Origin of the sequence: Dyadobacter sp. (assembly GCF_051859145.1) — a bacterium.
GTDB lineage: Bacteria > Bacteroidota > Bacteroidia > Cytophagales > Spirosomataceae > Dyadobacter.
Genome location: NZ_JBHYGF010000053.1, coordinates 1 through 13,048, shown reverse-complemented (window position 1 = coordinate 13,048; position 13,048 = coordinate 1). Strand labels below are relative to the sequence as shown.

Here is a 13,048-nt window from a genome sequence, read left to right as displayed (position 1 = left end):
ATCTTCTTTCTTATCTCTTCTACTTCCAATATGACATGAAATTCAATGACCGAATGTTCTAATGATCGAATGTCCGAATAAAAACTATTCAATCATTCAGTCATTCACTCATTCAAAATTGATAAACTCAAAGAGCTTGTTGGTGGCTATTGGCATGGACGGTGCGACGATTCGCCGAGGCGCGAAGCCTTCACCTCCTTCCCATAGCGAACAAATAAACCAACTACAATCTTGTTGGTGGCTATTGGCCTGGTGTTCACCTCTTCCCATCCCGAACAGAGAAGTTAAGCCCAGGTCCGCCGATGATACTTGGATCAAACCTGGTAAAGTAGGTAGCCGCCACAATACTATTACAAAAAAAGCCTTGCAGATATGTAAGGCTTTTTTTATTGGTGAGAATTCACCTCTTCCCACTTGCCCGTAATCCCAGCCCGGGATGAAACCAAAAACTTGTGGAGCGTATAGGATTTATCTAGGTTTGTGTTAATGAAACCAGTTTGTTTTGGAGAGTTTCCTGCCTATCATTCAGATTCTATTACCAGAGTTCATCCTCGAAAATTTTAAGTTACCTTTATCGACCGGCAAGACAGCGCCTATTGTTTCATGAAAACATCGGCTCTCATTTATCAATTGATGAGACAGCCTTTCTCATGGCGAATTGTACACTATTCTTGCCAATAAATCTGCTAAAGGTAGCCGTGGGCTGCATTGTAGCAATAGTGGCTGGAACTAAGGCAGAAGCAGTGATTGAAGTACTTTGCAAAATCCCGAAACCGCTGCGGAAGAAAGTGACCGAAATAGCTCTGGACATGGCAGGCAGCATGAGCGGTACGCCGCCGCGGCATGATCACCAAGTGATGTTTCCTCGGGCTGTGCGGGTTACTGACCGTTTTCATGTGCAAAGGTTAGCGATTGAAGCCTTGCAAGAAATCCGCATCAAATATCGCTGGGCAGCATTGGATCTGGAAAACGATGCCATCGAGCAGACAAAGGCTTCTCAGGCAGAATATCAGCCAGAAATGTTGCCTAATGGTGATATCATAAAACAACTACTTGCACGGGCCAGATATGCATTGTATAAAGAACCCAACACCTGGACCGGTAGCCAGAAGGAAAGGGCACAACTTCTCTTTAAACGCTTTCTTGACCTTAAACGCGCATACGAACTGTCGCTAGAACTAAGCAACATCTTCACAAACACGACCGAAAAGATTTACGCACTCACCAGGCTTGCTAAATGGCATGAAAAGTCAGGCAATCCGGCTTCAAATCATTCAACACTGTCGCCCGTTCGATCGAGAACCACTATAAATCCATCGTTAACTATTTTGACAACCGAAACACGAATTCCTCAGCCGAACCTTTTAACGCTAAGATCAAGGCATTTAGGGCTCAGTTCCGAGGTGTTCGGAACGTCGAGTTCTTCCTTTATAGACTTACCCAGCTATATGCTTAATTCAAGTTGCTCCACAACATTGGACTTGATCCCCGGCCCGGACAGAGAGGTTAAGCGGGGCTGCCTAAGCCGAAGGCGCCAAGGTTGTTCGCACCCCGGCAAAAACCGCCTATGATACTTGGCCTACACAGCGCGGATCAAACCTACGCGGTCCGATCTGGTAAAGTTGGCCGGGCGCGTAGCCCAATCGCCACAATACATTCACAAAGACCATCTTGAAAGGAGGGTCTTTCTGTGTGTAACCTCTTTCTGGCCGCAAGCGCAAAAGCTTGGACCGAACCAGCGCAATGCAACTTGATAAAGTAAGTTCAGCCGCGTAGTTAGTGGCTCCCAATACCATTGGTTAAAAAGCCTTGTAGAAATGTAAGGCATCTAGCGTTGTAAGACCCACCTCTTAGCTGGCTTGCGGCATCAGTCTTAAATAGAGTGTTGCCCTATACTCAGCAGAAATTAACGTTATAGCTATCGGTTAGATTAGTTAGTTCGCAAAGATCTATATTCGAACGAAAAAGGGTGCCTCAATTACGACTGAGACACCCTCACTTATTTTTCAATTAATCGAAACTGCAAGTTCCTAAGCATATAGCTTGAACAAACATATCTAAATAAGACTATTTACTTGAACCCAGTATTGTATTTTTAGCAATAAACATATGGTAATAATGGCTAAATGCGAAAAGACACAGAACTGTAAATAATATTAATAAACCGATGCTTTCAGTTCATCCTGTTTGCCAATTAATTCTTTAACAGAGCGAATTATTCCTGCTGTATCAACGCCACATTCTTGATATAATTCATGAGGTTCGCCATGCTCAATGACGGAGTCAGGGATTCCGAGACGCTTTACTAAACAAGAATGGCCGCTATCTATCATAAATTCAAGTATAGCGCTTCCGAATCCGCCTTGTAGGCATCCGTCTTCAAGCGTCACAATGCGATCGAAAGAAGAGAATATTTCAAGAAGCAATTTTTTATCAAGCGGCTTGGCAAAACGCATATCGTATAAGGCCACAGAAACGCCCTGATCTTCTAGTAAGTCACAAGCAGTTGCTGCAAAGTTTCCAAGCGGGCCGAAAGACAAAATTGCAGTATCCGTTCCGCCCTTTATTTTCCTACCGCGCCCAATTTCTATTTCCTCGAACGAAGTTCTCCATTGCGGCATTACCCCTGCTCCACGCGGATATCTTATCGTGAAAGCATTTTTACCGGCCTGAAATGATGCCAGTTGAGCAGTGTACATCATATTTCTTAGTTCTTGCTCATTCATCGGCGATGCCACGACCATATTTGGTATGCAACGCATGTAGGCAATGTCATAAACCCCGTGGTGCGTAGGTCCGTCAGCGCCCACAAGGCCAGCCCGATCAAGGCAAAAAATAACCGGTAATTCCTGAATACAAACATCATGCACGACCTGATCATACGATCGTTGCATGAACGTAGAATAGATGTTGCAAAAAACAATGTCGCCTCTCGTTGCCATTCCTGCGGAGAAGGTTACTGCATGTTGCTCTGCTATACCCACATCAAAAGCGCGATCCGGCATAGCTTCCATCATGATATTTAAGGAAGATCCGGAAGGCATTGCAGGTGTAACACCAACGATCTTTGGGTTCTCTTTCGCAAGTTCAACTAATGTATGCCCAAAAACATCCTGGTATTTTGGTGCTTGTGGTGTATCGTAGGTTTTCTTTTGTATCTCACCGGTGATCTTATCAAAGATACCCGGTCTTTTTCTGCGGGTCCGTAACCTTTACCTTTCACAGTTAAACAATGCAAAAGCTTTGGTCCGGGAATACTCTTCAAATCATGAAGAACCTCGGTCAAGTGACTGATATCGTTTCCATCAATAGGACCAAAATATCTAAGACCTAACGATTCAAAAAGGTTACTCTGACGCAAGATCGCGGTTTTCATCACCGTCTCTACTTTGGATACAATTTCCTGCGCACTTTTTCCAAAGTGGCTCATTTTTCCAAGCAGGTTCCAAACTTCGTCTCTAAATTTATTATAAGTTTGGGAGGTAGTAATATCGGTAAGGTACTCCTTCAAAGCCCCTACATTAGGGTCAATGGCCATGCAATTATCATTCAGGATAATCAGCAGGTTGGAGTCAGTAGCACCGGCATGATTCATGCCTTCAAATGCTAATCCGGCCGTCATAGCACCATCGCCGATAACTGCGATATGCTGTCTTTCAAAGTTCTTTTCCAAAGCAGAAGCTACCGCCATTCCCAGCGCAGACGAAATGGATGTAGATGAATGTCCTACACCGAACGCATCATAAATGCTTTCCTTCCGTTTAGGGAAGCCTGATAAACCTCCGTAAGTTCTGTTTGAATGAAAGGTATCTCTTCTTCCAGTCAGGATTTTGTGGCCGTAAGCTTGGTGGCCTACGTCCCAGACTATCTGATCGTCCGGTGTATTAAACACGTAATGCAAAGCAACACTTAGCTCAACTACTCCCAAACTAGCCCCAAAATGCCCTCCGTAAACTGAAACATTATCAATAATAAACTGCCTTAGTTCATTGCAAACTGTGGGAAGTTGTGATATATCCAGTTTTCGTAAGTCTTCCGGACTATCAATTTTAGCTAACAATTTGCCAGGAGTTATAAGCATACAGTGGGGAATTGAAATCAGATTTTGAGCACTAAAACGTCTGCAAACCTGATGCGAAATTAAGCAAATAGCTGCTAAGTGTGATTATTTTTGCTGACTAGCCTTGAACAACTTCTGTTTCTCTTCTTTGGTCAGGCTTTCATAGCCTGACTTCGAAATCTTGTCAAGGATATTATCGATCTCCATTTGGTCAGGCATTTCGATTGTACCTGACGATGAAGAAGAAAGGACGCTGGTGCTGCGATACACCTGGCGTTCTCTGTATGTCACCTGCATTGCCGGCCGCTTTCTGAACATTCTTGACCAACCCGACATAATCGCATAGATAGGCTTGCCAAGATCCGTACCGCTTTGCAGTAACTTGATAAATACATAACCGACGAACGCACCACCTAAATGGGCCAGGTTTCCGCCTGCATTAGGACCTACTGTTTGCGCCAGTGACAAGATGATATAGAACAATGCAATAAACTTGATCCGGATCGGACCCAGGAAAATCAGATTGAAGGTATAATTCGGTAGCAATGTTGATGCCCCCACAGCAACTGAGAATGCAGCAGCAGAAGCCCCGAGCATTCTGGATCCTTCTATATGTGCCTGAAAATAAGGCAAGACATTATAGAGTACCATATAAACCAATCCCCCTGCAATTCCTCCCAGCATATAAAGGGCAATCACCCTTTTTGCTCCTAAATATTCATCTACCAGCTTGCCAAACCAATACAGGAATAGCATGTTGAATAGGATATGGAAAATGTCGTCGTGTGTAAAGAAATAAGTAATGAGTGTCCAGGGCTTATAAATAAACTCGTTGGTAGCAGCGGGGAGCTGCAGTGAGTTGATCACTAAAAGGTATACACCAGACGCCTGAGAAAGCGTCAGGATGATCTTGGATAGCAGTAAAACAAGAAATACCGCCGTATTTATCAATATAATCTTTACAAGTGCATTCTCGGATTTGGCGAATTCACGTTTTACGTCATCAACAATATTGCTCATCTTCAATAGAAATTTGATTTTTGCGTGCCCCAGTAACGCAATAAAATATATGCAAATAGCATTCCTCCAATGTGGGCGAAATGCGCTACATTATCCGACTGGGCATTTTGGATTCCCGCGTACAATTCATACAATCCGTAGAAGGCTACGAAATATTTGGCCTTAATGGGAAATGGTACAAACAGCAAGAAAAGCTCAGTATTCGGAAACAATAAACCAAACGCCATCAAGATACCGAAAATTGCTCCTGACGCACCCACCATCGGTGTGCTTATCAAGCGTTCGTAATAGACATTGACAAAATTGATACTATCCTGAATATAACTGGTATTCGTCGGATTCTCTTCAAATTTATTTAAAAAACCCAGTGTCGATTCATAAATTCCCTTCGCGTATTTACTCATAAAATCAGCCAACCCGTCGGGTGTAGGATTTTGAGTATATATTTCAACAGCTTGACGTACCTGTGTGTTCTCAAAATAATCAATTCCCGAGAAAAGTAGTCCGGCCCCTATTCCTGTGAAAAAGTAGAAAAACAGGAAGCGCTTAGGTCCCCACATTCTTTCAAGCAGCGGCCCAAACATGAATAAACCAAACATGTTGCTAAACAAATGCCCGAGGCTACCATGCAAAAACATGTAAGTCACAAATTGATAGGGCATGAAATCAGGTGAAAGTACTGACCTGAGAGAGAAGCTGTTACTTAAATTAAGAAAGCTAGTATCAACCAGATAAAAGAGTATATTCAGAATCAGTAAATTTCTTACCGTAGGGGTTATGGCTAACATGTTAATCTAAATTCAGCGTTTATTCTTGAACGGGGCGTACCTGTTTTTTGGTTCCTAGCCTTTAAATATGCTCGTAAGCTTGTCCATGGTCAGCAAGACGATAATGGCTTCGCCACCAGGTGTTCTGTTTGGATCGGTGGAAGCAAACAGCTGATCAATCAGGGTATGGATTTCTACAAATGAGAGCTTAACTGCATACCGGACCGAAAACCGCCGTGCAAGCGAGCGGGACAGGCTTTCCGGTTTATTCAATTTTAGATCGGAATAGCTCTGCTTCAACTGCTCGATCAACTCCTCAAAAAGGTCCTGTTCACTTTCCTCAGGAAGGTCCGCAGGAATTCCCCGGATAATCAGTTCATTGGCACCAAACTCATCAAATTCAAAGCCCAGACTATGGATCTCCTTTTTAGTCTCTTTAACAAGCTGCATATCCGAATGCGTAAGCCTGATCCTTTTTGGGAAAAGCAATTGCTGGCATGCACCACTTCGATTGATCAGCATCTTACGATATCTTTCGTATAGAATCCGTTCGTATGCAGCTTTCTGATCAATCAGCATTATTCCGTCTTTAACCTGGGACAGAATATACCTGTTATGCAGCTGGAACAGCACTGCATCACTCTCAGGCGCAGAGATTACCTCAGACGCCATTCTGTTGATCTTGCTGGCTACCGTTTTTGATTCTTCATGGTAAGTCGGCCGTGATACAGTAACCGGACTAACTTCAAACGCGGCCAGCTCACGACCACGATCTTCTGTATTTTGAAGTCCTTCAAACAGCTTGCTCCAATTAGTCAGGTTAGACTTTGTAGGTCCGTTATCGCCTTTCTTGGATTGAGCCGCCCAGTCGGGCATAACGGTACGCGGGATGAAACTAAGTCCCGGATCCGTGCCGGTACCTTGGTTGAAGAAATTTACATTATCATCAAAATCAATGGATTGTGAAAAATTGTAAACCCCTACCGCCTTTTTAACAGCAGCCATTACAATGGCGTAAACTGATTTCTCATCATCAAATTTGATCTCCGTTTTTGTCGGATGAATATTGATATCAATGTGCGAAGGATCTATTTCAAGAAACAGAACATAAAAAGGATGACTACCATCCGGTATAGTACCATCAAATGCGCTGATCACGGCGTGATGCAGGTAGCTATGCTTGATATACCTGTCGTTGACAAAGAAAAACTGTTCACCCCGCGTTTTACGGGCAAATTCGGGCTTGCCAATGTAGCCTCTGACACTTACGTAAGATGTGTCTTCCTGGCAGAATGCCAGCTGCTCGCGGTAACTCTTTCCGTATATATCTACAATACGGCGGACAAGCTTGGCCGGTTGTAGGTTAAAAACTTCTGTATCGTTATGATGTAATGTAAAACTTACCTCGGGGTGCGACAATGCAACGCGCTGAAACTCATCCAGAACGTGCCGCATTTCGACAGAATTGGATTTAAGGAAATTCCGCCTTGCCGGAACATTGAAGAAAAGGTTTTTAACAGACAGGTTTGTACCCTTCACAGCAGCAATACTTTCCTGCGCTTTGATCTCGGAACCGTCAATGCGGATCAATGTACCCAGCTCGTCACCTTCCTGGCGGGTGCGCAGTTCTACTTGTGCAACTGCCGCAATGGAAGCCAGCGCCTCGCCCCTGAACCCCATTGTGCGGATACTAAACAGATCTTCCGATTTCCTGATTTTAGATGTGGCGTGCCTTTCAAACGACATCCTTGCATCTGTCTCGGACATACCGGAACCATTATCTATAATCTGGATCAAAGTACGGCCAGCCTCTCTCAGAACAACCTGTATCTGGGTAGCATGTGCGTCGATTGCATTCTCGAGAAGCTCCTTTACGACCGACGCGGGACGTTGCACAACCTCCCCCGCCGCAATTTGATTTGCAATAGAATCAGGTAGGAGTTGTATAATGTCGGGAGACGGCATAGTGAATGGGGGATGACAATTTTACTATAACAAATAAACAAAAATTTTCGCAACCGGTTCTTTGAATGTAAAGAGGAGTGTATTTGAACGAAAGTGTTGCGAAGAAATGTTAATGAAGAATAATCATATTATTTATTGAAATGATTAAGAAATTTTAGTGATTTTGCTTTGAAATCGTTGCTTTCTAGAACTAATTTGTATAACTTGGGAAACTAAACTCGTAAGTATTAACCCGATCTAACTATGAAAACGCCAATTTTTAAAAGATTCAATTTCACGATGGCTCTGCAATGGCTGATATTCCTTCCGGTCATTTTGCCACTGTGCATCATTTTTGGCGCTTTTCAGGGAATCATGAACATGGTTGAGAAGATGGCGCAAAGAATGTGGATGGACATGGAGTTATAGATCAAGCTAGCAGACAGATATTTTTACATTGCTATAAAACAAAACAAGCCCGGATTGTCCGGGCTTGTTTTGTTGCTATCTATCTTAGAATTTCCACCTGACAAAGGCTTCCATTGCTTCGTATTCAGCGAGACCAAGCGAATCGTATAAGTGCGCTGTCCCCCGGTTTCTTTCTTCGGCTCTCTGCCAGAATTCACGCGAATCTTCTCCCTGGAATACAACACCATCTTTTTGAGACTGGTGTTTGAAGATACCCTGCCGTTTTTTCAACACCTGGTCGGGGCTCATCGGCACTGCCATTTCAATCTCATAAATGTCCCATTCCGCCCAGGCACCGCGGTACAACCAAACCCAACAGTCTTTCATGAAATTCTTATGCTTCGAGCGCTGCAATGCAGCTTCAATCGCATCCCAACAAACTTTATGTGTCCCGTGCGGATCTGCAAAATCCCCCGCTGCATAGATTTGATGTGGCTTGATTTCTTCGATCAGGTTTTCAATGATCTTGATATCTTCTTCACCGATCGGCTTTTTCTGAACAGTACCTGTCTCGTAAAATGGCATATCCAGGAAGTGCGCCTGGCTGGTTGGAATACCAACGAAACGGCAGGTAGCTTTGGCTTCCCCTCTTCTCAATAGTCCTTTAACCTTACGGATTTCAGGGGTATCGATCTCGCTGTCTTTTGTATGTTTCAAAAAGTCTTTGGCGTCGAGGAAAAGCTTGTTGGCATCCGGGCTATCAATTCCGAAACCCTTATTAAAATCTACAACGAAATCAATAAAACGGAGTGCCTCGTCATCTGCAACTGCAATGTTACCCGAAGTTTGGTAGGCAACATGTACCTCGTGACCCTGGTCGACAAGTCGCTGAAAAGTACCACCCATCGAAATAATATCATCATCCGGGTGCGGACTGAAAATCAGGACACGTTTTTTGGTAGGCTGCGCTCTTTCCGGACGATATGTATCGTCTGCATTGGGCTTACCTCCGGGCCAGCCGGTAATGGTATGCTGCAGTTGGTTAAATACATTGATATTGATCTCATAAGCCGCACCATACTGGGCAAGCAGATCGCTCATACCATTGTCGTTATAATCTTTGTCCGTCAATTTCAGAATAGGCTTGCATAGCACTTTCGACAAATGCGTCACAGCCTTTTTGATCATTTTATTATCCCAGATCACAGAATCAACAGCCCAGGGTGTTTTAATCCTGGTCAGCTCGGAAGCGGCACTTTCATCCAATACAAAAGAAACGTCCGGATGCGCCTGCAAATAGGAAGCCGGGTTCAGTTCGGTTACAGGTCCTTCAACAGCTCCGCGGATTACCGATGCTTTTCTCTCACCCCAGGCAAGCAGTACAATCCTTCTCGCATTCAATATAGGAGCTACACCCAGCGTAATCGCTTTGCGGGGAACGTTATGTAGTCCGCCGAATTCCATGCCCGCAGCTACCCGCGTGGAATGATCGAGTGTAATCAGTCTTGTCCGTGAATTGATAAGAGATCCCGGCTCATTGAAACCAATATGACCGTTTCCACCAATACCAAGCAACTGGAAGTCCAGCCCGCCTACTGCATTGATTTTATTTTCATAAGAAGTACAGTAGTCACGCAGCAATGCAGCGGGTACTGTTCCATCCGGTAAGAAGTAGTTTTCTTTTGCAATATCAACATGGTCAAACAACTGCTCTTTCATGAACCTGTGATAGCTATAAATGGATTCAGGCTCCATTTGATAGTACTCGTCCAGGTTGAATGAGATCACATTCTTGAAACTCAAACCTTCTTCCTTGTGCATTTTTACAAGAAGCGCATAAACCGTTTTCGGAGAAGATCCGGTGGCGAGTCCCAGCACACAAGGCTTACCTTCTTTTTGCTTTTGGCGAATCAAATCAGCAATTTCCTTGGCAACTGCGTAGGAAGCTTCCTTTGAATCAGCAAATATCTGGGTTGGAATTTTTTCGTAGGTAATGGGCTGCCCGATGGTGCCGTTTGTACCTTTTCCGTTGTTTGAAGCTTGCATCAGTATTGTCTGCGGACTTACCGTTTGTTGGCTCATACTTTACTTGGATTTATTATTAAGAGTTTGAATAGATCGAGAGAGAAATATCCTGCAATATAGCGCGAGTGTTCGACCACACAGCAATATTCGCTGCAAAAATACGATACAAAATGGATATTCTTAAAATAATTTAAGAACAACTTCCATTCTCAAAATTACTGCTTTAAATTCAATAGTGACTAGTACCGCAACCTCTTAAATCACGGGAAACATAAAGTAAGGAGTAAAATTTTATTACAAAAGAAATGCTCGTATTTTTGCGGCATCTTCAGTCCATATCATAAAAATACATTCATGTCTACCATCACCAGCGTTGAACGTGACACTACCATTTTCGATCTGATCAATAAGGAAAAGCATCGTCAGGAATCAGGTATAGAGCTTATTGCTTCTGAAAACTTCACTTCCCGCCAGGTAATGGAAGCTTCCGGTAGTGTATTGACTAACAAATATGCAGAAGGACTACCGGGCAAACGCTACTATGGTGGCTGCGAGGTAGTTGATGAAATTGAACAAATTGCGATTGACAGGTTAAAAGAACTGTTCGGCGCTACCTGGGCTAACGTACAGCCGCATTCTGGTGCACAGGCAAATACTGCAGTGTTCCTGGCTTGTCTGAATCCCGGCGATAAGATAATGGGTTTCAACCTGGCTCACGGTGGTCACCTTACGCACGGTTCGCCTGTTAATATCTCGGGTAAATATTTCCAGCCTGTATTTTATGGTGTTGAAGCTGAAACTGGTCTGATCGACTGGGATAAGGTCGAGGAAACTGCCTTGAAAGAGCGCCCTAAAATGTTGATCTGCGGCGCATCTGCATATAGCCGCGACTGGGATTACGAGCGTTTGAGAGCAATCGCTGATCAGGTAGGCGCTATATTAATGGCCGATATTTCCCATCCTGCGGGATTAATCGCAAAAGGTCTTCTGAAAGATCCGTTTGATCACTGCCACATTGTAACTACCACAACACATAAGACTTTGCGCGGCCCACGAGGTGGTGTTATTATGATGCGCAATGATTTTGAAAACCCATTCGGCATTAAAACACCAAAAGGTCAGCTGAGAACAATGTCTTCTTTGCTGGATTCAGGCGTGTTCCCGGGTACACAGGGTGGACCGTTGGAACATATTATTGCGGCGAAAGCAGTTGCATTCGGAGAAGCACTGAGCGAAGGTTACTATAACTACGCAACGCAGGTTGCCCGGAATGCGCAGGCAATGGCCAAAGCGTTTGTTGACAAAGGATACCGCATTATTTCAGGCGGAACAGATAATCACCTGATGTTGATCGATCTTCGCACAAAGAATGGCGTAGATTCAGGATTGACAGGTAAGCTGGCGGAAAATACGCTGATCAAAGCGGACATCACTATTAATAAGAACATGGTACCGTTCGACGATAAATCTCCGATGGTAACCTCGGGGATCCGTGTGGGAACAGCTGCAATGACAACCCGCGGATTGGTTGAAGGCGACATGGAGCGCATCGTTGATTTGGTTGATACTGTGCTTGTTAATCACGATAATGATACAAAAATCGCTTCTGTGAAAGACGAAGTAAATAACTGGATGAAACAATTCCCGTTATACGTCTGATAATTACAGAAACTTAAATAATGAAAGCGTGGAGGTAAACAGCCTTCACGCTTTTTGTTTTGCTTAAAACAACAAACCGATTCTGGAATGCAAACTTCATTATAGCTATAAATAATATTGAAGAACAGCGCTAGCGGAATACAAAGAATTGTGCTACAACTTGTTTTGACTTAATAAAGTTTTCATAACTTTGCACTCCAAAATTGAATTAATTGATATGAGCAAGAAAAACGCGGGTGAACCGGGGATTGAAATCATTGAAACTCCGGAAGCATTAGCTGGCCAGATCAACAAGGCCGAAGCTTTTTTCATCAAGAACCGCAAAGTTGTTTTAGGGATAGGAGGAGCGATATTGGTAGCAATCGTTGCATTCGCCGGATATCGCTTTTACATTGAAAGCCAGGAAGGAACAGCTCAAAATGCACTAGCCAGCGTTGTTTACGATTTCGAAGCGGATTCATTGCAAAAAGCATTAAATGGAAGCGGAGGAAATGAGGGTTTGCTTTCTATTGCTGATAGCTACAAAGGTACTGACGCAAGTAATCTTGCTAATTTTTACGCCGGTGTTGCATTGCTTAAACAAGGCAAATACGATGAAGCTATCGACCACCTGAAATCTTTCAGCTCTTCTGACTTGCTCATTCACGCCCGTGCCCAGTCTTTGATAGGAGATGCATATATGGAGAAAAATCAGGCTGCTGAGGCAATCTCTTTTTACCAGAAAGCCGCTGATTACGAGAAAAACGAATATTTTACACCAGTATACCTGATGAAGCTCGCTTTGGCTCAGGAAAAAGCGGGCAAGGCAGCTGATGCAGTTGCTTCCTATAAACGTGTGGTTGAGGATTTCCCGCTTTCGACGGAAGTGGTGAATGCCAAGAAATACATGGGGTTATTAGAAGGACAGGTCGGCAAATAATGGTTAAACCATTCTGTTCTGAAAGAGGATAAAGCCGACGTGGTTTTATCCTTTTTTTATTCATTTTATCGAACAATCCACGATTAGACTATAAAGCAATGTCCAGCGCAGATAAAAATTTAAGTGTGTTCAATACCGAGGAGCTGCCTGATATCAGCTCCAAGCGTTTCGCGATCGTAGTAGCGGAATGGAACTCGGAAGTTACGGAGAAGCTGTTTGAAGGTGCGTATCATACACTAATCCAGT

8 protein-coding genes, 1 rRNA gene and 2 pseudogenes are annotated in these 13,048 nt (G+C 43.7%); 6 read left to right on the top strand and 5 right to left on the bottom strand.

Features of this window, described 5'->3' with window-relative positions; all coding sequences use genetic code 11:
* Positions 1–233: 233 nt before the first annotated feature.
* Positions 234–345: ribosomal RNA gene (rrf, locus tag ACTIE6_RS04400) — 5S ribosomal RNA — on the top strand.
* A 152-nt stretch (positions 346–497) separates the two neighbouring features.
* A complete protein-coding gene (locus ACTIE6_RS04395; protein WP_439555470.1) occupies positions 498–1,571 on the top strand; it encodes an ISAon1 family transposase in 1,074 nt (357 codons plus the stop codon).
* A gap of 585 nt (positions 1,572–2,156) precedes the next feature.
* Here the strand turns inward: ACTIE6_RS04395 and dxs are convergent.
* The 4 genes and pseudogenes from dxs to mutL form a co-directional block, all read right to left on the bottom strand.
* Positions 2,157–4,081, bottom strand: a pseudogene (dxs, locus tag ACTIE6_RS04390) (1-deoxy-D-xylulose-5-phosphate synthase).
* A gap of 84 nt (positions 4,082–4,165) precedes the next feature.
* Positions 4,166–5,080, bottom strand: a complete 915-nt coding sequence (locus ACTIE6_RS04385) for a rhomboid family intramembrane serine protease (RefSeq protein ID WP_439555469.1) — start codon at positions 5,078–5,080, stop codon at positions 4,166–4,168.
* 2 nt (positions 5,081–5,082) lie between these two features.
* Positions 5,083–5,868, bottom strand: coding sequence for a rhomboid family intramembrane serine protease (locus ACTIE6_RS04380; RefSeq protein WP_439555468.1), 786 nt, complete (start codon positions 5,866–5,868; stop codon positions 5,083–5,085).
* Positions 5,869–5,922: 54 nt separating this feature from the next.
* Complete coding sequence (gene mutL / locus ACTIE6_RS04375; RefSeq protein ID WP_439555467.1) at positions 5,923–7,812, bottom strand: DNA mismatch repair endonuclease MutL; 1,890 nt, start codon at positions 7,810–7,812, stop codon at positions 5,923–5,925.
* 243 nt (positions 7,813–8,055) lie between these two features.
* Between mutL and ACTIE6_RS04370 the strand changes: the two genes are divergently transcribed.
* The gene (locus ACTIE6_RS04370; protein WP_169739274.1) at positions 8,056–8,220 is read left to right on the top strand and encodes a hypothetical protein; all 165 of its coding nucleotides are present in this window, start codon (positions 8,056–8,058) and stop codon (positions 8,218–8,220) included.
* Between the two features lie 84 nt (positions 8,221–8,304).
* On the opposite strand, the gene nagB is transcribed toward ACTIE6_RS04370, so the two are convergent.
* The gene (gene nagB, locus ACTIE6_RS04365; RefSeq protein ID WP_439555471.1) at positions 8,305–10,245 is read right to left on the bottom strand and encodes a glucosamine-6-phosphate deaminase; all 1,941 of its coding nucleotides are present in this window, start codon (positions 10,243–10,245) and stop codon (positions 8,305–8,307) included.
* A 333-nt stretch (positions 10,246–10,578) separates the two neighbouring features.
* Here nagB and glyA point away from each other — a divergent pair, with 333 nt between their 5' ends.
* From glyA to ACTIE6_RS04350, 3 genes and pseudogenes are all read left to right on the top strand, one after another.
* The gene (gene glyA / locus ACTIE6_RS04360; RefSeq protein ID WP_439555466.1) at positions 10,579–11,883 is read left to right on the top strand and encodes a serine hydroxymethyltransferase; all 1,305 of its coding nucleotides are present in this window, start codon (positions 10,579–10,581) and stop codon (positions 11,881–11,883) included.
* 217 nt (positions 11,884–12,100) lie between these two features.
* Complete coding sequence (locus ACTIE6_RS04355; RefSeq protein ID WP_439555465.1) at positions 12,101–12,802, top strand: tetratricopeptide repeat protein; 702 nt, start codon at positions 12,101–12,103, stop codon at positions 12,800–12,802.
* A gap of 98 nt (positions 12,803–12,900) precedes the next feature.
* Positions 12,901–13,048, top strand: a pseudogene (locus tag ACTIE6_RS04350) (6,7-dimethyl-8-ribityllumazine synthase); the annotation flags it as partial.